Annotated in this window: 18 protein-coding genes and 1 tRNA gene; 13 read left to right on the top strand and 6 right to left on the bottom strand. The window is 67.9% G+C overall.

Annotation, left to right across the window (positions count from 1 at the left end; translation table 11 throughout):
* Positions 1–45: 45 nt before the first annotated feature.
* Positions 46–948: a LysR family transcriptional regulator gene (locus OHZ10_RS11705; protein WP_342702522.1), complete on the bottom strand. Its 903-nt coding sequence runs from the start codon at positions 946–948 to the stop codon at positions 46–48.
* Between the two features lie 173 nt (positions 949–1121).
* On the opposite strand from OHZ10_RS11705, the gene OHZ10_RS11700 reads away from it, so the two are divergent.
* From OHZ10_RS11700 to OHZ10_RS11690, 3 genes are all read left to right on the top strand, one after another.
* Complete coding sequence (locus tag OHZ10_RS11700) at positions 1122–2873, top strand: acyl-CoA dehydrogenase family protein (protein WP_342702521.1); 1752 nt, start codon at positions 1122–1124, stop codon at positions 2871–2873.
* Positions 2870–4087 (top strand): CaiB/BaiF CoA transferase family protein, encoded by a 1218-nt coding sequence (locus tag OHZ10_RS11695; protein WP_256085067.1) that lies wholly within the window; start codon positions 2870–2872, stop codon positions 4085–4087. Before OHZ10_RS11700 ends, OHZ10_RS11695 begins: the two co-directional genes overlap by 4 nt.
* 88 nt (positions 4088–4175) lie before the next feature.
* A complete protein-coding gene (locus OHZ10_RS11690) occupies positions 4176–5588 on the top strand; it encodes an MFS transporter (protein ID WP_342702520.1) in 1413 nt (470 codons plus the stop codon).
* 105 nt (positions 5589–5693) lie between these two features.
* Here OHZ10_RS11690 and OHZ10_RS11685 read toward each other — a convergent pair whose 3' ends face one another.
* Positions 5694–5969, bottom strand: coding sequence for an oxidative damage protection protein (locus tag OHZ10_RS11685; RefSeq protein ID WP_006478357.1), 276 nt, complete (start codon positions 5967–5969; stop codon positions 5694–5696).
* 50 nt (positions 5970–6019) lie between these two features.
* A complete protein-coding gene (gene argA, locus OHZ10_RS11680) occupies positions 6020–7399 on the bottom strand; it encodes an amino-acid N-acetyltransferase (protein ID WP_014896599.1) in 1380 nt (459 codons plus the stop codon).
* A gap of 23 nt (positions 7400–7422) precedes the next feature.
* On the opposite strand from argA, the gene hrpA reads away from it, so the two are divergent.
* The 5 genes from hrpA (at position 7423) to OHZ10_RS11655 (ending at position 15552) form a co-directional block, all read left to right on the top strand.
* Positions 7423–11640, top strand: a complete 4218-nt coding sequence (gene hrpA / locus OHZ10_RS11675) for an ATP-dependent RNA helicase HrpA (protein ID WP_342702513.1) — start codon at positions 7423–7425, stop codon at positions 11638–11640.
* 180 nt (positions 11641–11820) lie between these two features.
* On the top strand, positions 11821–12810 hold the full coding sequence (locus OHZ10_RS11670; protein ID WP_059233693.1) for a beta-propeller fold lactonase family protein: 990 nt from the start codon (positions 11821–11823) through the stop codon (positions 12808–12810).
* Positions 12811–12826: 16 nt separating this feature from the next.
* The gene (locus OHZ10_RS11665) at positions 12827–13801 is read left to right on the top strand and encodes a sterol desaturase family protein (protein ID WP_059233694.1); all 975 of its coding nucleotides are present in this window, start codon (positions 12827–12829) and stop codon (positions 13799–13801) included.
* A gap of 111 nt (positions 13802–13912) precedes the next feature.
* Positions 13913–14740 carry an EI24 domain-containing protein gene (locus OHZ10_RS11660; RefSeq protein WP_342702512.1) on the top strand — a complete coding sequence of 276 codons (828 nt, stop codon included), beginning with the start codon at positions 13913–13915 and terminating at the stop codon, positions 14738–14740.
* A complete protein-coding gene (locus tag OHZ10_RS11655; RefSeq protein ID WP_059233696.1) occupies positions 14737–15552 on the top strand; it encodes a competence/damage-inducible protein A in 816 nt (271 codons plus the stop codon). Before OHZ10_RS11660 ends, OHZ10_RS11655 begins: the two co-directional genes overlap by 4 nt.
* A gap of 115 nt (positions 15553–15667) precedes the next feature.
* Here OHZ10_RS11655 and OHZ10_RS11650 read toward each other — a convergent pair whose 3' ends face one another.
* Positions 15668–16132: a rhodanese-like domain-containing protein gene (locus OHZ10_RS11650; protein WP_174993535.1), complete on the bottom strand. Its 465-nt coding sequence runs from the start codon at positions 16130–16132 to the stop codon at positions 15668–15670.
* A gap of 406 nt (positions 16133–16538) precedes the next feature.
* On the opposite strand from OHZ10_RS11650, the gene glnA reads away from it, so the two are divergent.
* The 4 genes from glnA to OHZ10_RS11630 all read left to right on the top strand — a co-directional run bounded on the left by glnA (position 16539) and on the right by OHZ10_RS11630 (position 23028).
* A complete protein-coding gene (glnA, locus tag OHZ10_RS11645; protein ID WP_059233698.1) occupies positions 16539–17954 on the top strand; it encodes a type I glutamate--ammonia ligase in 1416 nt (471 codons plus the stop codon).
* Between the two features lie 162 nt (positions 17955–18116).
* Positions 18117–19259 (top strand): nitrogen regulation protein NR(II), encoded by a 1143-nt coding sequence (gene glnL, locus OHZ10_RS11640; RefSeq protein ID WP_059233699.1) that lies wholly within the window; start codon positions 18117–18119, stop codon positions 19257–19259.
* Between the two features lie 45 nt (positions 19260–19304).
* Entirely contained in the window at positions 19305–20831 is a 1527-nt protein-coding gene (gene ntrC / locus OHZ10_RS11635) for a nitrogen regulation protein NR(I) (protein WP_059233700.1), read from the top strand.
* 88 nt (positions 20832–20919) lie between these two features.
* Complete coding sequence (locus tag OHZ10_RS11630) at positions 20920–23028, top strand: prolyl oligopeptidase family serine peptidase (protein WP_059233701.1); 2109 nt, start codon at positions 20920–20922, stop codon at positions 23026–23028.
* A gap of 23 nt (positions 23029–23051) precedes the next feature.
* On the opposite strand, the gene xth is transcribed toward OHZ10_RS11630, so the two are convergent.
* Positions 23052–23828 (bottom strand): exodeoxyribonuclease III, encoded by a 777-nt coding sequence (gene xth, locus OHZ10_RS11625; RefSeq protein ID WP_342702509.1) that lies wholly within the window; start codon positions 23826–23828, stop codon positions 23052–23054.
* Positions 23829–24011: 183 nt separating this feature from the next.
* Between xth and OHZ10_RS11620 the strand changes: the two genes are divergently transcribed.
* Positions 24012–24088, top strand: a tRNA-Met gene (locus OHZ10_RS11620).
* 106 nt (positions 24089–24194) lie between these two features.
* Here OHZ10_RS11620 and OHZ10_RS11615 read toward each other — a convergent pair.
* Positions 24195–24887 carry an aspartate/glutamate racemase family protein gene (locus OHZ10_RS11615; protein ID WP_256085062.1) on the bottom strand — a complete coding sequence of 231 codons (693 nt, stop codon included), beginning with the start codon at positions 24885–24887 and terminating at the stop codon, positions 24195–24197.
* Positions 24888–24893: the final 6 nt, after the last annotated feature.

Here is a 24893-nt window from a genome sequence, read left to right as displayed (position 1 = left end):
AATTTTTTTCAGGTACGCGCAAGAACCTGTCCGGCGTCCGCCGGCTCACCCCGCGAGCGCGGGCAGCGCGTCGATCGACGCACGCACGTAGTCGGCAAAGCGCAGCGCAACTGGTTCGGCGGCGCCGCTGCGTTTCAGCGCGAGCGTGCGCGATTCGAGCGACGCATCCTTCAGCGGCAGGAACGCGAGGCGGTCGCTTTTCGCCTGCTGCAGCACGCGTGGCACCAACGCGATGCCCATCCCGAACTCGACCATCGACAGGATCGTCTGCCACAGCCGCGCCTCATGGCGGATCAGCGGACTGAATCCCGCGTTCACGCACTGCGCGATGATCAGGTCGTGATAGTGCGGCGCGGCTTCGCGCGGAAACAGGATGAACGGTTCCGCCGCGAGCGCGGCGAGCGCGACTTGTTTGCGCCGCGCGAGCGGATGCGTGGCCGGCAGGCAGCACACGAACGGCTCGGCATAGACCGGCACCGACTCGACCTCGGGCGGGAAGTGGCCCCAGTGCGCATAGCCGAGATCGATCTGGCCGCGCTGGATCGCCTGCACCTGCGCGTGCGTGTTCATCTCGCTCAGCACGACCTCGACGCCCGGATAGTCGGCCTCGAAGCGCCGCACGGCGTCGGGCAGCCCGCGATACAGCATCGAATGAACGAAGCCGATCCGCAGCCGGCCCGCGAGGCCCGACGCGGAGCGCACCGTCAGGCGCTCAGCCTCGGCGGCCTGCAGCAGCAGCCGGCGGGCTTCGCCGAGCAGTACCTCGCCCGCGTTGGTCAGCGCGACGGTCTTGTTGGTGCGCGAGAAAAGCTGCACGCCGAGCGCGTCCTCGAACTTGCGGATGTCGAAACTCAGCGCCGGCTGCGAGATGAACAGGCGCTTCGCCGCGCGCCCGAAATGCAGCTCCTCGGCGACCGCGACGAAGTAGCGCAACTGCCTCAGTTCCACGATGTCTCCTCCCGGCGTCGGCATCGATAAGCGATATCTATCGTACCGGATAAATCCTGTATTGGACGCTTATCGATCGCGCGCCTACGCTCTGCGGAAGGCTTTGCGCGGGACTGGCCGGGCGCCGCAGCGGCGCCTCCAGCCGACGTGCAGGCAACCCAGGAGACGCACGCATGAACGACACCGCTCGCACGCCGGACGCCGGCGCATCCAACATCCCCGACAGCCGGGGGATCGATTTCTTTACCGCCGATCCCGATCTCGGCGCGTTGCTGAAGCTGCATCTCGGCGACGCGAACTATGCCGAACTCGAACCGCGGCTGCGCGCGCTCGGTACGCGCGTGTCGGGCGAACTCGACGAATGGGCGTCGCGCGCGGACAAGCATCCGCCCGTGCTCGAGCATCGCAACCGGCGCGGCGAGGCCGTGCAGCGGATCGACAAGGATCCCGCGTATGTCGCGCTCGAGCGCGTCGCCTATGCGGAGCTCGGGCTCGCGTCGCTCAGCCACGGGTCCGAAACCGTGCCGCCGCTCGTCAAGTACGCGCTGACGTTCCTGTTCGTACAGGCGGAATTCGGGCTGTGCTGCCCGGTCAGCATGACCGATTCGCTGACGCGCACGCTGCGCCGCTTTGGCGATCCGGCGCTCGTCGCGCGCTACCTGCCGATGCTCGCGTCGCGTGATTTCGACACGCTGTACCAGGGCGCGATGTTCATGACCGAGCAGGCGGCCGGCTCCGACGTCGCGCGCATCGCGACGCGTGCGACGTGCGAGACGGATGCGCGCGGCGAGACCGTCTGGCGCCTGACCGGCGACAAGTGGTTCTGCTCGAACGCGGACGCCGATCTCGCGATGGTGCTTGCGCGGCCCGACGGTGCGCCGGACGGCATCAAGGGCCTCGCGCTGTTCCTGCTGCCGAAGACGCTGCCGGACGGCACGCGCAACCGCTACCGGATCGTGCGCCTGAAGGACAAGCTCGGCAGCCGGTCGATGGCGAGCGGCGAGATCGCGCTCGAAGGTGCGCAGGCCTGGCTGATCGGCGAGATCGGCCGCGGTTTTCACCAGATGGCCGACATGATCAACATGTCGCGGCTGTCGAACGGCGTGCGCGCGGCGGGGCTGATGCGGCGCGCGCTGAACGAGGCGCTGCACGTCGCCGCGCATCGCGAGGCGTTCGGCCGCAAGTTGATCTCGATGCCGCTGATGCAGCGCCAGTTGATGAAGATGCTGCTGCCGGCCGAGGCGGCGCGCGCGATGTTCATGCAGATTGCGTTGCTGCTGCCGCAGGCCGACGCCGGTGACGAGCAGGCCGCGCGCTGCGTGCGGATCCTGACGCCGCTGATCAAGTTCCGCGCATGCCGCGACGCGCGTCGCGTGACGGGCGATGCGATGGAAGTGCGCGGCGGCACCGGCTACATCGAGGAATGGAGCGACGCGCGGCTCGTGCGCGATGCGCATCTCGGTTCGATCTGGGAAGGCACGAGCAACATCGTCGCGCTCGACGTCGCGCGGGCGGCCCAGCGCGAGCATGCGCTCGATGCGTTGCGCACGTTCCTTGGCGATCGTCTGGGTGCGGCGCCGCTGCCCGATGCGAGCCGCACGGCGCTGCGGCGGGTGCTCGGGCGCGCATGCGATGCGCTTGCGCGGGTTGCGGCGGAAGGCGACGACGCGCGCGTGCGGCAGGCCGCGTCCGCGTTGTATTACGCGAGCGCGGCCGTGCTGATGGCCTGCGAGGGCGCGCGGCTCGCGCCGGATTTCAGGCGCCTCGCGCTTGCGCACCTGATCGTGCGCCACAAGCTGCTGCCGGTCGATCCGTTCGCGCCGGTGTCGGGCGACGACGAATCGGCCGCGTCCGACGCGTTGCTGCGTGGCCTGCCGGTCGCACTCGACACGGCGCTCGACCTGCTGCCGGAGGTCGAGCGATGAGCACGACGAACGCGACCCGCGGCGCGCTGGACGGCCTGAAAGTCGTCGACCTGAGCCGTGTGCTCGGCGGGCCGTACTGCACGCAGGCGCTCGCCGATCACGGCGCGACCGTGGTCAAGATCGAGCCGCCTGCCGGCGACGAAACGCGCGGCTGGGGGCCGCCGTTCCTCGGCGATACGGCCTGGTATTTCATGGGCGTCAACCGCAACAAGGAGGGGCTCGCGCTCGACCTGTCGCGCGACGAAGGGCGCGCGATCCTGTGGCGCCTGCTCGAAGAGGCCGACGTGCTCGTCGAGAACTTCAAACCCGGCACGCTTTCACGCTGGGGGATGGACTACGCACGCGACCTGCAGCCGCGCTTCCCGCGCCTGATCCACTGCGCGGTGACGGGCTTCGGCGAAGACGGCCCGCTCGGCGGATTGCCGGGCTATGATGCCGTGATCCAGGCGATGGCCGGGCTGATGAGCGTGAACGGCGAACGCGATGGCGACGCGACGCGCATCGGCCTGCCGATCGTCGACATGGTCACGGGGCTCAACGCGCTCGCCGGCATCCTGCTGGCGCTGGCCGAGCGCGAGCGGAGCGGGCAGGGGCAGTCGATCGACATCGCACTGTACGACTGCGGCGTGTCGCTGCTGCATCCGCACCTGCCGAACTTCTTCGGTTCGGGGCGCGTGCCGGAACGCAGCGGCAACGCGCATCCGAACATCGCGCCCTACGACAGCTACCTCACGGCGACCGTGCCGATCTTCCTTGCGGTCGGTAACGACCGGCAGTTCGCGCGGCTCGTCGCGCATCTCGGTGCGCCGGCGCTCGCAAGCGATCCGCGCTTCGCCGACAACCGCAGCCGCTGCGCGCACCGGCCCGAGCTGAAGGCAGAGCTGGAAACGCGGCTCGCCGCGCACGCGTGCGAGCCACTCGCGCGCGACCTGATGGCGGCCGGCGTGCCGTGCGGGCCGGTGCGCACGGTGGCCGACGTCGCGCACGATCCGCATGCGCTGCACCGGAACCTGTTCGTCGAGATCGGCGCGTATCGCGGTACCGCGTCGCCGGTGAAGCTGTCGCGCACGCCGGCGACCTATCGGTCGCCGCCGCCCGCGCTCGGCCGCGACACGCGTGCAGTGCTCGACCGGCTCGGTATCGATCGCGCGCTTCAGCAGCAGTTGCTCGACGCCGGCGTGCTGAAAACGGCAACGGACCCGGCACCCGACTGACACGACGCCGCCGGCCGGCGGCGCGATGCCGGCCACCCGGGAAAGGCGCGCGCGAGTCGCGCCCCCGATCAACAACACGGAGACATCGATGAGCCGTCCGCAATCCCCTAGCGCCGCGCAGCCGCGGCCCGGTCGCGCCGCTTTCGCGGCGTTCGTCGGCACCACGATCGAGTGGTACGACTTCTACATCTACGGCACGGCCGCGGCGCTCGTGTTCGGCAAGGTGTTCTTTGCGAGCACGATGGACCCGGGCGTCGCGACGCTGCTCGCGTTCGTCACGTTCTGGGCCGGCTTCGCCGCGCGGCCGCTCGGCGGCATCGTGTTCGGGCATCTCGGCGATCGCGTCGGCCGCAAGACCGCGCTCGTGATCACGCTGGTGATGATGGGGCTCGCGACGACCGGCATCGGCCTGCTGCCCGGCTATGCGCAGATCGGCGTCTGGGCGCCGGCCGGTCTCGTCGTGCTGCGCGTGCTGCAGGGCATCGCGGTGGGCGGCGAGTGGGGCGGCGCGGTGCTGATCGCGAGCGAGAACGCGCCGAAGCATCGCAGCATCCTGTATGCGGCGTTCGCGCAGCAGGGCTCGCCCACCGGCAACCTGCTGGCCACGGCCGCGTTCTTCGCGCTGAGCGCGCTGCCGACGCCGTCGTTCCTGATGTGGGGCTGGCGCATTCCGTTCCTGCTGTCGGCCGTGCTCGTGATCATCGGCATGGTGATCCGGCTGAAACTCGAGGAGTCGGCCGACATGCAGCGCGTGCTCGCGCGCAAGCGCACGGTGAAGCTGCCGCTGCGCGAGGTCGTGCGCGATCACTGGGTGGTCGTGCTGCTCGCGGCCGGCACGCTGCCGGTGATCAACGTCACGTACTTCCGCAGCACGTTCGCGCTGTCGTGGGCGACGAAGGAACTCGGCTACGCGCAGGGCACGTTCCTCGGCATCCTGTCGATCTCGCTGGTCGTGCAGTTCCTGATGCAGCCGGTCGGCGCGTGGTTCGTGTCGAAGGTCGACATGCGGCGCGCGATGTGCTGGATCCTGATTCCGGAAATCGTGCTGATGCCCGTGATGTTTCATGCGCTTGCGACGCGTTCGTACGGGGTGGCCGTCGCGGGCATGTGCATCTCGACGATTCCGTCGGCGATGTTCTACGGCGCGGTCGGCGGCGTGCTCGCGCGCGTGTTCCCGGCGAACATCCGTTACACCGGCCTGTCGCTCGCGTACCAGCTGAGTGCGCTGGTCGTCGGCGGCGGCACGCCGGTGCTCGCGCAGGCGATCCTCAACGCGACGGGCAGCATCGTCGGCGTCGCGGTCGCATCGGGGCTTTATGCGCTCGTGTCGCTCGTCTGCATGCTGGCGCTGCTGAATCGCACCGGGTATCGCGCCGACGAATTGTCGACGGCCGAGCGCAGCGATGCGGCCGAATGGGGCACCGAAGGCGGAGGCGCCGAAAACGCGAGCGGGAGCCCGCAACAGCCGGGCGAAGGCGGCGCGCTGAAGCCGGCGGGCTGACTCGCGCCGATCGCTCACCCCGAAAAGAAAAACGGCACCGTGCGTGACACGGTGCCGTTTTTCGTCGGATCGCGTGGCAGCCTGCCGGCGCCGCGCGTCACGTCGTCAGCCTTCCGTCGGCGGCACGTAGCCGGACGCCTGGTCCGCGCCGTCGCCGAAGAAGTACTTTTCCGTCTGCTTCATCAGGTACTGCCGCGCACGCGGGTCGGCCATGTTCAGGCGGTTTTCGTTGATCAGCATCGTCTGCTGCTTGAGCCAGCCCTGCCACGCTTCCTTCGAGACGCTCTCGTAAATGCGCTTGCCGAGTTCGCCCGGCAGCGGCGGGAAATCGAGGCCTTCGGCTTCCTTGCCGAGCTTCGCGCATTGGATCATTCGAGCCATCGTGTACTTCTCCTGTAATCGGTCTGGGGGGAGGGCAGTCGTGCCTGTGCTCAGAGCTGCTTCATCAGCACGAGCGACTTGCGCTGCCAGTTATAGAGTTTGCGGCGGTCTTCCGGCAGGTCGTCGACGCTGACCTTGACGAAGCCGCGCTTGAGGAACCAGTGCTCGGTGCGCGTCGTGAGCACGAAGATGTGCGTGAGGCCGCGCGCGCGGGCGCGCTGCTCGATGCGCTTGAGCAGGCGTTCGCCGTCGCCCGAGCCTTGCGCTTCCGGCGCGACCGTCAGGCACGCCATCTCGCCGATCTTCTCCTGCTGGTACGGATACAGCGCCGCGCAGCCGAACAGCACGCCATCGTGCTCGATCACCGAGAAGTGGTCGATGTCGCGTTCGATCTGGTGGCGGCCGCGGCGTACCAGCGTGCCGTCCGACTCGAGCGGCTCGATCAGCGACAGGATGCCGCCGACGTCGTCCGGCGTCGCTTCGCGCAGGCTTTCGAGGTTCTCGTACGAGATCATCGTGCCGACGCCGTCGTGCAGGAACAGTTCGAGCAGCATGCTGCCGTCGAGCGACTGCGGGATCAGGTGCGCCCGGGTCACGCCGCCGCGGCACGCGCGAATCGAGTGCTTGAGGAAGAATGCGTCGTCGCCCTGGACGTTGCCGGAATCGAGCAGCTCGGCGGCCGCGTCGAGCGACATTTCGCGCACCAGCTCGCCTTCGTCGTCGACGATGCCGGGCGCCTCGGTCAGGAAGATGATCTTGTCGGCGCGCAGCGCGATCGCGGCCGCCGACGCGACGTCTTCCATCGACAGGTTGAATGCTTCACCGGTCGGCGAGAAGCCGAGCGGCGACAGCAGCACGAGCTTGCGGCTCGCGAGCGAATGACGGATCGATTCGGCGTCGATCTTGCGCACGATGCCCGTATGCGCGAAATCGACCCCGTCGAGAATCCCCACCGGCCGTGCGGTCACGAAGTTGCCCGACACGACGCTGATGTGCGCGTGCGCCATCGGCGAGTTCGGCAGACCCTGGCTGATCGCGGCCTCGATGTCGAGACGCACTTCGCCCGCCGCTTCCTTCGCGGATTCGAGCGCGCGCGCATCGGTGATGCGCAGGCCGTGCGAAAACTCGGATTCGACACCATGCAGGCTCAGCTGCTCCTCGACCTGCGGGCGCGAGCCGTGCACCAGCACGATCTGGATGCCCATCGCCTGCAGCAGCGCGATGTCGGACACGAGCGCGTTCAGCAGCCCCTGCTGCACCACCTCGCCGCCAAACCCCACGACGAACGTGCTGTTGCGGAACTTGTGGATATAGGGCGCGACGGAGCGCATCCAGTCGACGAACTGCGCGTGACTGGCGGCCGAATCGTCGGCGGCCGGCGGCGTCGCGGCGCCGGTCTGGGCGGGGGGGAGGTCGGTTTGGGAATTCATGGGCGGGATTATAATGCGCCCCCATGTCGAATGTTTCTAAAAGTCCCGCGCCGACGCGGGCCAATACGCCGTCGGCCCGGCACCCGGAGGGTGCGGCCGATGCACGCGAGCAGCAGGGCCAGCCGCCGCGCCAGCAGCACGAAAAGCCGGCGGGCACGCCGGCACACGCGCCGCGCGGGCCGCGCAGCGACGAACGGCGCGGCGATGCGCGCCCGCCTGCCGCGAAGGGCGCATCCGAGCCAACGGGCGAGCGCCCGCCACGCCGCGAGCGTCCGCCGCGCGCCGTCGTCGCGCCGAATCCCGTTCCGCCGATCACGTACCCCGAAAGCCTGCCCGTGTCGGGCAAGCGCGACGAAATCGCGCGCGCGATCGCCGGTCATCAGGTTGTCATCGTCTGCGGCGAGACCGGCTCGGGCAAGACCACCCAGTTGCCGAAGATCTGTCTGGACCTCGGCCGCGGCCTCGGCGCCGGCGGCACCGGCCTGATCGGCCATACGCAGCCGCGCCGGCTCGCCGCGTCGTCGACCGGCCGCCGGATCGCCGAGGAGCTCGGCACGCCGTTCGGCGAGGTGGTCGGCTACAAGGTGCGTTTTACCGACAATCTCGCACCGGGCGCGTCCGTGAAGCTGATGACGGACGGCATCCTGCTCGCCGAGACGCAGGCCGACCCGCTGCTGAAGGCGTACGACACGTTGATCATCGACGAGGCGCACGAACGCAGCCTGAACATCGACTTCCTGCTCGGCTACCTGAAGGAAATCCTGCCACGGCGGCCGGACCTGAAGCTGATCGTCACGTCCGCGACGATCGACGCCGATCGCTTCGCGCGCCATTTCGGCACCGACGAGCGCCCGGCGCCCGTGATCGAGGTGAGCGGGCGGCTGTATCCGGTCGAGATGCGCTACCGCCCGGTGGCCGAGGATCGCCCGGCCGTGAAGAACGCCGAAGGCACGGCGGGCCGCGACCGCGTGAAGACCGCGCGCGAGGCCGAGCGCGACCTGATGGACGCGATCGTCGACGCGGTCGACGAGCTGTGCCGCGAAGGCTCCGGCGACGTGCTGGTGTTCCTGCCCGGCGAGCGCGAGATTCGCGAGGCGGCCGAGGCGCTGCGCAAGCACCATCCGCCGCACACCGAGATCCTGCCGCTGTTCGCGCGGCTCTCGGCGGCCGACCAGGACAAGGTATTCAAGGCGTCGAATGCGCGCCGGATCGTGCTCGCGACCAACGTGGCCGAAACGTCGCTGACGGTGCCGGGCATCCGCTATGTGGTCGACACGGGCCTGGCGCGCGTGAAGCGCTATTCGTACCGGAACAAGGTCGAGCAACTGCAGGTCGAGTCGATCTCGCAGGCCGCCGCGAACCAGCGCGCGGGCCGTTGCGGCCGCGTGGCCGACGGCGTCTGCATCCGCTTGTACGAGGAAAGCGACTACCAGGCGCGGGCGCGCTTCACCGATCCGGAAATCCTGCGCTCGTCGCTTGCGTCGGTGATCCTGCGGATGAAGTCGCTGCACCTGACGGCGATCGAATCGTTCCCGTTCCTCGAGCCGCCGCCCGGCCGCGCGATCGCGGACGGCTATCAACTGCTCAATGAACTCGGCGCGGTCGACGACGACAACGCGCTGACGCCGCTCGGCCGCGAACTCGCGCGGCTGCCGCTCGATCCGCGCGTCGGCCGGATGATTCTCGCCGCGCGCGACCAGCAGTCGCTGCGCGAAGTGCTGATCATCGCGAGCGCGCTGTCCGTGCAGGACCCGCGCGACCGCCCGATCGAGGCGCAGGAGCAGGCTGACCAGGCGCACCGCCGGTTTGCCGACGAGCGTTCCGAATTCCTGCAGTGGCTGAAGATCTGGGCGTGGTTCGAAGAGGCCGTCGCGCACAAGAAGTCGAATCGACAGCTCATTGACGCGTGCCGGCAGAACTTCCTGTCGCACCTGCGGCTGCGCGAGTGGCGCGACGTCCACTCGCAGCTGCTGACCGTCGTGCGCGAGCACGGCTGGCGCCTGAACGAAGTCGAGGCGACTTATGAACAGGTCCATCTGGCCCTGTTGACGGGCCTGCTCGGCAACCTTGGCCTGAAAGCCGACGACGATCCGCACTATCTTGGCGCGCGCGGGATCAAGTTCTACCTGTGGCCGGGCTCCGTGCTCGCGAAGAAGGCCGGCCGCTGGGTGATGGCGGCCGAACTCGTCGAGACGAGCCGGCTGTACGCGCGCTGCCTCGCGAAGATCGAGCCCGAATGGGTCGAGAAGATCGGCGCGCACCTGCTGAAGAAATCGCTGTCCGAGCCGCACTGGGAAAAGCGTCCGGCGCAGGTCAGCGCATACGAGCGCGCGACGCTGTACGGGCTGCCGATCTACCACCGCCGGCGCGTCGCGTTCGGCAAGCAGGATCCGGCGCGGGCGCGCGAACTGTTCATCCGCGGCGCGCTGGTCGAGGGCGAGTTCGACACGAAATTGCCGTTCTTCGCGCACAACCGCAAGCTGCTCGCCGACATCGAGCAGCTCGAGCACAAGTCGCGCCGCCAGGACGTGCTGGTCGACGACGAGCTGATCTACGCGTACTACGACCAGGCGATCCCGGAAGGGATCCACACGGGCGTCGCGTTCGAGCGCTGGTATCGCGACGAAGCGAAGAAGGGCGGCCACGCGGAGGACAAGCAACGGCTGCTGTACCTGTCGCGCGACGACCTGATGCGTCACGAGGCGGCCGGCGTGACGACCGAGCTGTTCCCGAAACGCGCGACGATGGCCGGCGTCGAGATGGCGCTCACGTACCACTTCGAGCCCGGCACGCCGCGCGACGGCGTGACGCTCGCGGTGCCGTTGTATGCGCTGAACCAGGTCGACGCGGGCCGCTGCGAGTGGCTCGTGCCGGGGATGTTGAAGGAAAAGGTACAGTTGCTGCTGAAGTCGCTGCCGCAGAAGCTGCGCCGGCACTGCGTGCCGCTGCCCGAATACGCGGCCGGCTTCGTCGAGCGGATGGGGCGCGAGCGCTTCGGCGCGGGCGGGCTCGTCGAGGCGCTGATCGCCGACGTGCGCGGCGAGACGCAGATCGCGATGAAGACGGCCGACTTCAAGCTCGAGACGCTGCCCGCGCACCTGTTCATGAACTTCAAGGTGGTCGACGAGCACGGCCGCCAGCTGGCGATGGGGCGCAATCTCGCGCAACTGCGCCAGGAACTCGGCGCGCAGGCGCAGCAGCAGTTCCAGAAGATCGCGGCGGCGTCGACGATCGCGACCGGCGGCGAGGCCGACGCAGGCCAGCCGGCCGGCCAGGCGCCGGCGGTGGCTGCCCCGGCAGGCGCTGCCGGCGCTGCTGGCCGCCACGCGAAGGCGGGCAAGGGCGCGGCGCCGCAGACGGCCGCTCCGTCGGAAGGCGGCGCAACGGCGCTGTACGAGAACCTGACGACGTGGAATTTCGGCAAGCTGCCCGAGCTGCTGGAAATCCGCCGGCGCGGCCAGACGCTGTACGGCTATCCGGCGCTCGTCGACCGCGGCACGCATTGCGACGTCGAGGTGTTCGATTCGCCGGAGGAGGCCGCGCGCATCCACCGGGCCGGCCTGCGGCGGCTGTTCGCGCTGCAGTTGAAGGAGCCGATCAAGTTCCTCGAGAAGAACCTGCCGGGCCTGCGCGAGATGGCGATGCAGTACATGTCGCTCGGCACTCAGGACGAGCTGCGCGACCAGCTGATCGACACGGCGCTCGACCGCGCGTGCCTGCAGGACCCGCTGCCCGACGACGACGCGAGCTTCCACGCGCGCCGCGACGAGGGCCGGAGCCGCCTGAACCTGCTCGCGCAGGAAATCGCGCGGCTGGTCGGCCAGGTCCTGGCCGAATACGCGGGGCTCGTGAAGAAGCTCGCGCAGGCGAAGCCGTTCGCGCAGGCGCACGCAGACCTGCAGCAGCAGCTCGCCGCGCTGGTCGGCAAGCGCTTCGTGATCGACACGCCTTACACGCAACTGGCGCACTTCCCGCGCTACCTGAAGGGCATCGCGTTGCGGATCGACAAGCTGAAGGCCGATCCGGCGCGCGACGCGAAGCAGTCGGCCGACCTGCTGCCGCTCGCCCAGCAGTATCAGCGCGCGGTGTCGCAGCGCGGCGGCGTCGCCGACCCGCGGCTCGCGGAATTCCGCTGGCTGCTCGAGGAACTGCGGATTTCGCTGTTCGCGCAGGAACTGCGCACGCCGATGCCTGTCTCTGTCAAGCGTCTGCACAAGGTCTGGGAGTCGATGCAGCGCTAGCGCAACATCGGTTTCCCGGGCACGCCCCGGCGGCCGGCCCCGGCCGGCCGCGCGGCGCCTGCCGCGGCGGCTCATCCGGCCGCCGTGGCGTGCGTCGAAGTGGCGCAATGCCGGCCGCCGTCAACCGGTGCGGCCGGTTGAACGTTTTACAATGACGGTTGTTCCTCGACGTGAGTCTTCATGCGCACTTTCCTTTCCCTCGGCCGCACGCTCGCGCTGGCCGCCGCCGTACTGGCGCCCGCCGCACACGCGAATAACGTGATCGTCCTCAATTCGGCCGAAGCGACGCTTTCCCTGATCGACCAGCAGACCCGCGAGGTCGTCAGCACGATGCCGACCGGCAAGGAGCCGCATCACCTGATGGCGACGCCCGACAATGCGTCGCTGATCGTCGCAAATTCGGTCTCGAACAGCCTGATGTTCCTCGATCCGAAGACGGGCAAGCTGCAGCGCACCGTCGAAGGGATCGACGATCCCTACCAGCTCGGCTTTTCGCCGGACCGCAAATGGTTCGCGGCGGCCGGCCTGCGGCTCGACCGCGTCGACATCTACGGTTACGACGGCCGCGACCTGCGCCTCGTGAAGCGCGTGCCGCTCGCCGTGATGCCGAGCCACCTTGCGTTCACGAAGGACAGCAAGACGCTGCTCGTGTCGCTGCAGGTGTCCGGCGAGATCGCGGCGATCGATCTGCCGACGCAGACGGTCAAGTGGAAGATGAAGGTCGGCAAGGTGCCGGCCGGCCTGTGGCTCACGCCGGACGACAAATTCCTGCTCGTCGGGATGACGGGCGCGGATTACGTCGCGGTCGTCGACTGGCGCAACCAGAAGGTCGTCAAGCAGATCTACACGGGCAAGGGCGCGCACAACTTCCGCTCGCTCGCCGACGGTACGCACGTCGCGGTGACGAACCGGGTCGCGAACACGATCAGCATCATCGACGAGAACACGCTCACCAACGTCGGCGACATCACCGGCCTGCTGCCGGGCCCGGACGACATGGAGCTGTCCGCCGACAAGAAGACGCTGTGGGTGACGTTCCGCTTCGCGAAGAAGGTCGGGATCATCGACCTGGCTTCGCGCAAGCTGGTGCAGACGATCGCCGTCGGCCGCTCGCCGCACGGCATCTACTTCTACGACCGCGCGCCGTGGAAGGCGGCGAACGGCGCGTGACGGGCGGAGGCGAACGATGCTGCACCTGATCGATGCGTTCGTGTCGGACATCCAGACCTGGCTGTACGTCGACGTCGTGCAGCCGCTCCTCTTCAAGTTCAACCTGATGGACTATGACGAGGACACCTACGACGCGCTGTACTGGGTGATCATCGGCGCGCTGCAGATGGTGCTGATGTTCGCGTTGCTGCGCCCGCTCGAGGCGCTGCTGCCGGTCGAACGCTGGAAGAACCGCCGCGCGGTGCGGGTCGACGTGATCTACACGGCGATCTCGAAGCTCGGCATCTACACGCTGTTCTTCTTCTTCGCGCTGCAGCCGGTGTTCGACAACTTCCAGGCGTGGCTGCGCCTGCACGGCGTCGCGAACGTCAACCTCGACTATCTGTGGCCGGGTGTGACCTCGAAGCCGATCATCGCGTTCGCGATCTACCTCGTCGTGCTCGATTTCGCCGGCTACTGGTATCACCGCTGGCAGCACAAGTTCGGCATCTGGTGGGAGCTGCACGCGGTCCATCACAGCCAGCGGCAGATGTCGCTGTGGTGCGACGACCGCAACCACCTGCTCGACGACGTGCTCCAGTCGTGCTTCTTCGCGGCGATCGCGCTCGTGATCGGCGTGACGCCGTCGCAGTTCGTCGTGCTGACCGCGTTCACGAACTTCATGCAGAGCATCCAGCATACGAATGCGCGCCTGTCGTTCGGCTGGCTCGGCGAGCGCCTGCTCGTCAGCCCGATCTTCCACCGGCGCCACCACGCGGTCGGCTACGGTCACGAAGGCACCAAGTACGGCTGCAACTTCGGCGTGCTGTTCCCGTGGTGGGACATGATGTTCGGCACCGCGTCGTGGAGCCGCACGGTCGAGCCGACCGGCATCCGCGAGCAGGTCGAGGGCGTGTCCTACGGCGACGGCTTCTGGTCGCAGCACGGCCTCGCGTTCGTGCGGATCTTCCGGCGCCTGTTCCCCGCCAAGCGCGGTGCGGCGTCCGCCTGACGCGATCCCGCTCCCGTTGAACGGCATTCCCACACGGCCCGCATGCGCTTCGGCGCATGCGGGCCGTGTGGTTTATCCTTTCTCCGTTTTTCTCCGTCGATACAGGCTCGCATGAACGACTTGCTGCGCTCTTTCGTCCGGGCGCTCGCCAGCGCGCTGCACCCGCGCATGCTGTGGCTCACCCTGATGCCGTTCGTCGTCTCGGCGCTGCTGTGGGGCGCCGTGCTGTGGTTCTCGTGGCAGACGCTGCTGGATCTCGCGCGCGGCGCGCTCGACGGTTTCGTGCTGACGGCGATGCTGTATCGCGCGTTCGATGCGATCGGCATGTCGCAGCTGCATGCGGTCGTCGCGCCGTTCGTGGTCGTGTCGCTCGCGATCCCGCTGATCGTGCTGACGGTGCTGCTGCTGATCGCGACGATCTCGATGCCGGTCGTGATCAAGCACCTGTCGAACCGGCAGTTCGCGGCGCTCGAATCGAAGCGGGGCGGCACCTTCTTTGGCAGCGCGGTCAATTCGCTCGGCGCGGCGCTCGTCGGCGTCGTGCTGCTGGTCGTCACGATCCCGCTGTGGCTGATCCCGCCGTTCTTCGCGCTGCTGCCGCCGGTGATCTGGGGCTGGCTCACGTACCGCGTGATGACCTACGACGCGCTCGCGCTGCACGCGAGCCGCGACGAGCGCCGCGCGCTCGTGCGGCAGCACCGCTGGCCGCTGATCGGCATCGGCGTCGCGACCGGGCTGCTCGGCACCGTACCGACCTTCGTGTGGGTCTCGTCGATCTGGATGATGGTGCTGTTTCCGTTCGTCGCGGCCGCCATGATCTGGGTATACGCTTTCATCCTCGTCTTCTCGGCGCTGTGGTTCGGGCACTACTGCCTGCGCGCGCTGGAGGACCTGCGCGCGCGCTCGCGCGCCACCGCAATCGACATGGGGCAGGCATGAGCATCGGCATCATCATCATCGGCGACGAAATCCTTTCGGGCCGCCGGCAGGACAAGCATCTGGCGAAGGTCATCGAGCTGCTCGGCGCGCGCGGCCTCGCGCTCGACTGGGCCGAATACGTCGGCGACGATCCGGCGCGCATCACCGCGACGCTCGCGCGTGCGATCGCGTCGGGCGACATCGTGTTCTCGACCGGCGGGATCGGCGCGACGCCGGACGACCATACGCGCCAGTGCGCGGCCGCTGCGCTCGGCGTGCCGCTCGAACTGCATCCGGAAGCGAAGGCGCTGATTTCGGAACGGATCCGCGAAACGCACACCGATGCGGCCACGCCGGTCGACTTCGAGTCGCCGGAGAACCAGCACCGCTTCAACATGGGCGTGTTCCCGGTGGGCGCGACGATCATCCCGAACGGCTATAACCGGATTCCGGGCTTCTCGGCCGGCGACCTGCACTTCGTGCCGGGTTTCCCGGTGATGGCGTGGCCGATGATCGAATGGGTGCTCGACACGAAGTACGCGCATCTGCATCACGCGACGCCGCATGCAGAGCGTTCGCTGTACGTGTTCGAGCTGCCGGAATCGACGCTCACGCCGCTGATGGAGCGCATCGAGCGCGATTTCCCGGGCGTGCGCGTGTTCAGCCTGCCGAGCGTCGGCGACGCGGAGCGCGGCGGGATCTACGCGCGCCGTCACATCGACCTCGGCGTGAAGGGCGAGCCGGAAGCCGTCGCGGCCGCGTTCGTGAAGCTGCGCGAAGGCGTGCACCTGCTCGGCGGCGACGTCGTCGAGCCCGGCACGCCGCGCGCCTGAGCGGCCCGCCAGGCGACCGCACCAACGCTACGGGCCGCGCAATGCGGCCCGTCATCGGCATGTCATCGCCCGGCTCGACGATGGGGTTGTCGCAGCCGGTCGGCGCAGTGCGCCGTCAGGCGCCGATCCACGGCAGTTTGCGGAAGCACCAGCCGTCGACCGTCTTGCGGTGGCCTTCGGCGTCCTTCGCGCCCTCGAAGCCTTCGAGCAGGTCGAACGCCTTCGTGAAGCCGGCCTGCGTGGATGCGACCGCGGCGAGTTTCGAGCGCGCGGCGCTGCGGCACAGGAACAGGAGCGGCGTATCGGCCGGGAGGGCCGCCTTCAGTTCGTTGACGAATTCGGCGTTCGGCACGCCGCCCGGGTAGCGCGTCCATTCGAGGTGCAGGTATTGGCCGTCGCCGACGAGCGGGCGGCCGATCCAGTCGAGCTCGGCGCGCGTGCGCACGTCGACGAGGCGCGCGGACGGGTCGAGCTGCAGCAGTTCGAATGCCTCGGCCGGCAGCAGCGCGCCGGCGTAGTTGAGCGCGTCTTGTGCGCGGCGTTCGTCGGCCTTCGCGTAAAGCTGGTCGAGCGTACTCATGGCAGGGAGTCTCCGTATCGGTCAAACGAACATTCTAGCGCGGCGTCGCGGCACGGACGCCCGCATGCAGGACGGTGCGCGCATGGCCACGCGTTCACCAAAAGAGTGCAAAATGGCGCGCATGCACCAGAATGATTCTGCGGTCGCGGTGGGCCGCAGCGATTGCACCATTGCAGTGCTTGCGGCAAACGGCCGGTGCAGCGCGAAGCCCCGGAATCGCGCAGCACAGCCCTGTCGTGGCGAGCCCCGGCGCGATTTGTTCCGGTCGCTCGCAAAGATGGCACGGAAGCTGCTATATAGAATTCGGTCGAATCGGGGCGCGCTGCGCCAAAGCAAGACCCCGGTCAGCTCGATAAACGAGGCGGTTCCCAGTCCGCCGGAATTGTTCTAATCAGGAGAAGAGGTTATGAGTAAAACCGTCGCCGACGTCATGCAACTCGTGAAGGACGAGGACTGCAAGTTTGTCGATTTCCGCTTCACGGACACGCGCGGCAAGGAACAGCACGTGTCGGTGCCGGTTTCGGCGTTCGACGAAGACAAGTTCGAAAGCGGTCATGCATTCGACGGTTCGTCGATCGCGGGCTGGAAGGGCATCGAGGCGTCGGACATGCTGCTCATGCCGGACCCGAACGCAGCCTTCGTCGACCCGTTCTATGAAGAGTCGACCCTCGTGCTGACCTGCGACGTGGTCGAGCCGGCCGACGGCAAGGGCTACGAGCGCGATCCGCGTTCGCTCGCGAAGCGCGGCGAAGCGTACCTGAAGAGCACGGGCATCGGTGACACGGCCTACTTCGGTCCGGAACCGGAATTCTTCATTTTCGACTCGGTCCAGTGGAACACGGACATGTCGGGCTGCTTCGTGAAGATCAACTCGGAAGAAGCACCGTGGTCTTCGGCCAAGGAATTCGAAGGCGGCAACACGGGCCACCGTCCGGGCACGAAGGGCGGCTACTTCCCGGTCGCACCGGTCGACACGTTCCAGGACATGCGTTCGGAAATGTGCCTGCTGCTCGAACAGCTCGGCATCCCGGTCGAAGTGCACCACCACGAAGTGGCGGGCCAGGGCCAGAACGAAATCGGCACGAAGTTCTCGACGCTGGTCGAGCGCGCCGACTGGACGCAATGGTCGAAGTACATCATCCATAACGTCGCGCACTCGTACGGCAAGACGGCGACGTTCATGCCGAAGCCGGTCGTCGGCGACAACGGTTCGGGCATGCACGTTCACCAGTCGATCTGGAAGGACGGCCAGAACCTGTTCGCAGGCAACGGCTACGCAGGCCTGTCGGAACTGGCGCTGTTCTACATCGGCGGCATCATCAAGCACGCCCGTGCACTGAACGCGATCACGAACCCGACGACGAACTCGTACAAGCGTCTGGTCCCGCACTTCGAAGCACCGGTCAAGCTCGCTTACTCGGCACGCAACCGTTCGGCTTCGATCCGCATTCCGCACGTGTCGAACCCGAAGGGCCGCCGTATCGAAACGCGCTTCCCGGATCCGATGGCGAACCCGTACCTGTGCTTCACGGCGCTGATGATGGCCGGCCTCGACGGGATCCAGAACAAGATCCATCCGGGCGAAGCAGCGGACAAGAACCTGTACGACCTGCCGCCGGAAGAAGATGCAAAGATCCCGACCGTCTGCGCGGGCCTCGACCAGGCTCTCGAAGCGCTCGACAAGGATCGCGAGTTCCTGACGCGCGGCGGCGTGTTCACGGACGGCATGCTCGATGCCTACCTCGCGCTGAAGGAGCAGGAGCTGGCGAAGTTCCGCATGACGACGCACCCGATCGAGTTCGAGATGTACTACTCGCTCTAATCGGCGATGGCGCTTCGATTCAGCGCCGTCATGCCGGTTCGTTCCCGTCGCGCGGGCTGCGGCGGGAACGGCGGAGTCTGAAAGGGGACGGCGTCCAGCCGTCCCTTTTTTGTTCCGACGATTTTCATTTTTCTGGCCCGGTGAGGCGCGACAAGCACGCAGATGGTTCTGAAGAATCTGATCAAGGCGAAAACGGGGCAGCCCGAGCGACTGACGGACGACGAGCGGCTCTCACGCTCGGGCCTGCTGGCGGGGCTGGAAGCGCTGCCGACGGTCGTGATCGTGCTCGACCGCAAGACGCTGCGGATCGCGTTTGCGAACCCGTCGGCGGAGGCGATGCTCGACATCTCGCGCCGGCAGCTCGCGCAGCGGCCGTGGGGCGAGATTTTTCCGAACGCGAACGAGCTGGCTTCGACGATCACCGCGATCGGCGAGGAGCGCTTTCACGCGACGCACCTCGATACCGTGCTCGACCGGCCCGGCCGCGAACCGCTGCACGTGCATGCGATCGTCGGCTTCCTCGAGACCGCGCCCGATTTCGTGCTGGTCGAGCTGTTCGAGAACGAACGCCAGTCGCGCACCGACCGGGAAGAGCGGATCCACGACCTGACCGCGGTCAACAAGCAGCTGATCCGCAACCTCGCGCACGAGATCAAGAACCCGCTCGGCGGCATTCGCGGCGCAGCCCAGCTGCTCGAATTCGAACTGGGCGAGCGCGAGCGCGGCGAGTTGCGCGAATACACGCAGGTGATCATCAAGGAATCCGATCGCCTGCAGACGCTCGTCGACCGGTTGCTGGAGCCGCACCGGCATCCGCACATCGTCGGCGACGTGAACATTCATGAAGTGTGCGAACGCGTGCGCGCGGTGATGCTCGCGGAATTTCCGCGCGGGCTCACGATCGAGCGCGACTACGACGTGAGCGTGCCGGACCTGCGCGGCGACAAGGAGCAACTGATCCAGGCGCTGCTCAACATCGTGCGCAATGCGGCGCAGGCGCTGCGCGAACGGATCGCGCAGGGCGACGCGAAGATCGAGCTGCGCACGCGTATCGCGCGCAAGGTGACGATCGCGAAGCGCCTGTACCGGCTGGCACTGGACTTGCACGTGATCGACAACGGGCCCGGCATTCCGGAAGAGATCCGCGACCGGATCTTCTATCCGCTCGTGTCCGGGCGCGAAGACGGCAGCGGGCTCGGCCTCACGCTTGCGCAGACTTTCGTGCAGCAGCACGACGGGATGATCGAGGTCGAAAGCCGGCCCGGACGTACCGAATTTCAGATTCTGCTGCCGCTCGATCATTGAGCGGCGACTTGCGATTCACCGGATTCACCCAAATCTGACCGACCTATGAAGCCGATCTGGATAGTAGACGACGACCAATCGATCCGCTGGGTGCTTGAAAAGGCACTCGCCCGGGACAGCTTCGCGACGAAGAGCTTCGCGAACGTGCGCGATGCGCTGGCCGCGCTCGACCACGAGACGCCGCAGGTACTCGTGTCCGACATCCGGATGCCGGGCGGCTCGGGCCTCGAGTTGCTGCAGGCGATGCACGAGCGCCTGCCGGGCCTGCCCGTCATCATCATGACGGCGTTCTCCGACCTTGATAGCGCCGTTGCGGCGTTCCAGGGCGGCGCGTTCGAGTATCTCGCGAAGCCGTTCGACGTCGACAAGGCCGTCGAGCTGATCCGCCGTGCGGTGGAGGAAAGCCTGCGCGGCGGCGCGCCGCAGGACGAGCGCGTGGCCGAGGCGCCCGAGATGCTCGGCCAGGCGCCCGCGATGCAGGACATGTTCCGCGCGATCGGCCGCCTGTCGCATTCGGCCGCGACCGTGCTGATCACCGGCGAGTCGGGCACCGGCAAGGAACTCGTCGCCCGGGCGCTGCATCGCCACAGCCCGCGCGCGAACGGGCCGTTCATTGCGCTGAACACCGCGGCGATTCCGAAGGACCTGCTCGAATCCGAGCTGTTCGGCCATGAGCGCGGCGCGTTCACCGGCGCGCAGACGACGCGGCAGGGCCGCTTCGAGCAAGCCGAGAACGGCACGCTGTTCCTCGACGAAATCGGCGACATGCCGTTCGACCTGCAGACGCGCCTGTTGCGCGTGCTGTCGGACGGGCAGTTCTATCGGGTCGGCGGGCACAACCCGCTGCGCGCGAACGTGCGCGTGATCGCCGCGACCCACCAGAATCTCGAGTCGCGCGTGCGGCAGGGGCTGTTCCGCGAGGACCTTTACCACCGGCTCAACGTGATCCGGCTGCGCCTGCCGCCGCTGCGCGAGCGTAGCGAGGACATCGCGCTGCTGACGCGCCACTTCCTGCAGAAGAGCGCACGCGATCTCGGCGTCGAGCCGAAGCGCGTGTCCGATGAAGCGCTCGTGTATCTGACGTCGCTCGCGTTTCCCGGCAACGTACGGCAGCTCGAGAACCTCGCGAACTGGCTGACCGTGATGGCGCCCGCGCAGACGGTCGAGATCAAGGACCTGCCGCCGGACCTCGTGCCGGCCGGTGCGTCCGGTGCGCCGGTCGTCGCAACGGGCGATGGCGCGGATGCGCTTGGCAACGGCGGCAACGCCGCGGGCGTACCGCCCGCGATCGGCGCGACGCCGGCGGCGGCCGTGCCCGTCGCGGCCGCGCCGAACGGCAGCGCGCCGGCCGGCTACCCGGTGTGGGAGCATGGCCTTCGTACCGAAGTCGCGCGGCTGTTGCGCGAGAATTCGGCCGATGTGATGGACGAGCTCGCGCGCCGCTTCGAGGCGGCCGTGATTCGCGAGGCGCTCGACTTCACGCGCGGCCGCAAGGTCGAGGCCGCGGAGCGGCTCGGCATCGGCCGCAACACGATCACGCGCAAGATCCAGGAACTCCACCTGGAGCCCTGAGCACGATTTGCGGCATGCGCGGCGTCGCGCATGCCGCGATCGGACATAATCGCGGTTTGCACGCCGTTTGCCATTCCGCCGATCTTCAATGTCCGATTCCTTCCGCTGGCCCGCCGGGGCCGACCCGTTCCGTTTTCTCGAAGCGCTTGACAGCAAACGCGCCCGCACGTGGGTCGACGAGCAGAATGCGCGTACGCGCGCCGTGCTGCGCGACGACGACGCGTATCGCGCGCTGACCGCGCGTCTCGCCAAGGCCTATCTGCCGCGCGAACGCCCGGTGATTCCGACCCGCTGGCGCGACTGGGCGTACGACCTGTGGCAGGACGATCTCCATCCGAAGGGGCTGTGGCGCCGCACGCGCTGGGACGACTGGCGTGCCGGTCAACCTGCGTGGGAAACGCTGCTCGACGTCGACGCGCTCGGTGCCGAAGAGGGCGAGTCGTGGGTGTTCGAGCAGGACGCGATCCTGTATCCGGACGGCGATCGCGCGCTGCTGTCGCTGTCGCCGGGCGGCGCCGATGCGGTCGTCGTGCGCGAGTTCGATCTCGTCGAACGCCGTTTCGTCGACGGCGGGTTCACGATCGACGAGCCGGGCCATCACACGGTCGGCTGGATCGACCGCGACACCGTCTACGTGAGCTGGGATCGCGGCGAAGCGCATGCGACCGCGGCCGGTTATCCGTATGAAGCGCGACGCTGGGTGCGCGGCACGGCGCTTGCCGATGCGCCCGTCGTCTTCAGCGGCGAACCCGACGACATCAGTGCGGGCGCGTGGTTCGACCCGATCGACAACCGCCACGTCGCGTGGCGCAGCGTCGACTTCTTCGACGCGCATGCGTACTGGCTGACCGACGCGGGCGAGTGGGCGCGCTACGACGTGCCGACGCATGTCGAAGTCGGGTTCTGGGAGGGCTGGCTCGTGCTGGAGCCACGCCTCGACTGGGACTGCGACGGCGTGCGCCATGCGGGCGGCTCGCTGCTCGCGATCCGCGAGCAGGCGTTCCTCGCCGGAGCGCGCGAATTCACGACGCTGTTCGCGCCCCAGCCGACGACGTCCGCGTGCACGTGGACGCACACGCGCACGACGCTGATCGCGAGCTGGCTCGACGACGTGCACAACCGCACGATGCTGTGGCAGCCGCGGCAGGCCGGCGACGGTACGTGGACGTGGGATGCGCGGCCGTTCGAGTGGCCGGGCGACGCGCAGATCGACGTCGAGCCCGTCGAGGCGACGCTGAACGACGAGGTGTACGTCGACGTCGACACCTATCTCGACCCGCCGGAGTGCTGGCTGGCCGATCTTGCCGATCGCGCGGACGATGCGCCGTCGCGCCGTGTGCTGCTCGACCGGCCGCCGGTGCAGTTCGATGCGGCCGGACTCGTCGTGCGCCGCGCGAGCGCGCGCTCGCAGGATGGCACGATGGTGCCGTACACGCTGATCGGGCCGCGCGATGCACTCGATGCGGCCGACGGCGCCGCGCGCGTCGCGCGGCCGTGTCTGCTGTCGGGCTATGGCGGCTTTGCGATCCCGAACCTGCCGGGCTACAGCGACGCGTTCGGCATCGCGTGGCTCGAGCGCGGCGGCGTGATGGCGTTCGCGCATATCCGCGGCGGCGGCGAGTTCGGGCCGCGCTGGCACGTCGATGCGCAGCGCGAACACCGGCAGCGTTCGTTCGACGATTTCATCGCGGTGGCCGAGGATCTGGCCGCGACCGGCGTGACGACCGCCACCCGGCTCGGGATCGAGGGCGGCAGCAACGGCGGGCTGCTGGTCGCCGCGTGCATGGCGCAGCGGCCGGAGCTGTTCGGTGCGGTGCTGTGCCGCGTGCCGCTGCTCGACATGCGGCGCTATCCGAAGCTGCACGCGGGCGCCGCGTGGCTCGACGAATACGGTGATCCGGACGATCCGCGCGAAGGCGCGGCGCTGGCCGCGTATTCGCCGTATCACCGCGTGCGCGAAGGTGTCGTGTATCCGCCGTTATTGTTGACGACGTCGACGCGCGACGACCGCGTGCATCCCGCGCACGCGCGCAAGATGGCCGCACGCATGCATGCGCTCGGTCATGAACGGGTGTGGTACTGGGAGAACACCGACGGCGGCCACGGCAGTGCCGACGACCTGGAACGCGCGGAAGCCGATGCGGCCGAGTTCGGCTTCCTGTGGGCCCATCTCGGGCCGGCGCCCGCGCGGCGCTGAACGCGCGCGGGCGGATGGGACGATCAGCCGACGATCGCGACGACGGGCGTGTGGTCGGACGGCTGTTCCCACGTACGCGGCGTGCGGTCGACCTCGCACGACGTGCAGGTTTCCGCGAGCGCCGGCGACAGCAGGATGTGGTCGATGCGCAGCCCCGCGTTGCGGCGGAACGCCATCATCCGGTAGTCCCACCACGTGAAGGTTTTCTCGGGCTGCTCGAAGCGGCGGAACGCATCGACGAAGCCGAGCTCGATCAATTGCGTGAAGTGCGCGCGCTCCTGCGGCGACACGAGGTTCTGGCCTTCCCATTTCGCGGGGTCGTGCACGTCGCGGTCTTCCGGCGCGATGTTGTAGTCGCCGAGCAGCGCGAGCTTCGGGTAGCGCTGCAGTTCGGTGCGCAGCCATGCCTGCAGCGCGTCGAGCCACTGCATCTTGTAGACGAACTTGTCGGAGTCGGGGGCCTGGCCGTTCGGGAAGTACGCGGACACGATGCGCACGCCGTCGACCGTCGCGGCGATCACGCGCTGCTGCGGATCGTCGAAGCCGGGGATGTTGCGCACGACGTCCGATTCGTCGACGTTCAGCGACGCGCGCGCGAGGATCGCGACGCCGTTGTAGGTCTTCTGGCCCGTGAACCAGCTGCGGTAGCCGGCTGCCTCGAGATCGGCGCGCGGGAATTTCTCGTCCGGCAGCTTCAGTTCCTGCAGGCACAGCACGTCGGTGCCGCTTTGCGCGAGCCAGTCGAGCACGTGCTGTTTGCGGACGTTGAGCGAGTTGACGTTCCAGGTGGCGATTTTCATGAACGGGAGTGTGCGTGCGGCGTGAATGCGAAGGCCGCCATCTTACCGCGAGCATGCGGTGCGAACGCGTGCAATGCGCGACGCGGAGCAGGGGGCATGCAACGCCGTCTGGCAGAGGGGAGAAGAAATTGTGACAAAAGTATTGACGTGAGTACTTCCTCACCCTATAATTTATTTCTCTGACGCGGGGTGGAGCAGTCTGGCAGCTCGTCGGGCTCATAACCCGAAGGTCGTAGGTTCAAATCCTACCCCCGCAACCAAGCACACCAGACGATGTGCCGCGCAAGTGACCGATGCGCGCTTCGTCGACAAGAACCCGGCTCCGTGCCGGGTTTTTTGTTTTCTGCGCGCCGATCGCGATCGCGGTTATCGCGCAGCCCACGCCACGGCTGCCTTCGCATGCAGCGCGGTCGTGTCGAACACCGGCAGCGGCGAATCGTCCGCGCCGATCAGCAGCGTGATTTCCGTGCAGCCGAGGATCACGGCCTGCGCGCCGCGCTTCGCCAGTGCCTCGATGATCGACACATACGTCGCGCGCGATTCCGCCGAGATGACGCCGTGACACAGCTCGTCGTAGATGATCCGGTGCACGTCGTCACGCCCGCGTTCGTCCGGCACGAGCACTTCCATGCCGAATCTTGCGTGCAGCCGCTCCGCATAGAACGGCAATTCCATCGTGTAGCGCGTGCCGAGCAGGGCGACGCGCTCGACGCCCGCGTCGCGCAGCGCGCTGCCGGTCGGATCGGCGATATGCAGGAACGGCAGCGCCACCGCGGCTTCGATCGCGTCGTGCACGCGATGCATCGTATTGGTCGTCAGTACGACGAGATCGGCGCCGGCCGCTTCGAGCTGGCGTGCGGCGTCGGCCATCCGTTCGCCGAGCGCCACCCAGTCGTGCGTGCGCTGCAGCGCTTCGATTTCCGCGAAATCGACCGTGACGAGCACGCTCTTCGCGTTGTGATGCCCGCCGTGCAGCGCCTTCGAGTGCCGGTTGATCATCCGGTAGTACTCGGCCGACGATTCCCAGCTCATGCCGCCGATCAGTCCGATCGTCTTCATCCGTCA

Origin of the sequence: Burkholderia arboris (genome assembly GCF_038723655.1) — a bacterium.
GTDB lineage: Bacteria > Pseudomonadota > Gammaproteobacteria > Burkholderiales > Burkholderiaceae > Burkholderia > Burkholderia arboris.
Note: the sequence above shows the minus strand (reverse complement) of the source record. Positions and strands in the feature narration are given on the sequence as shown.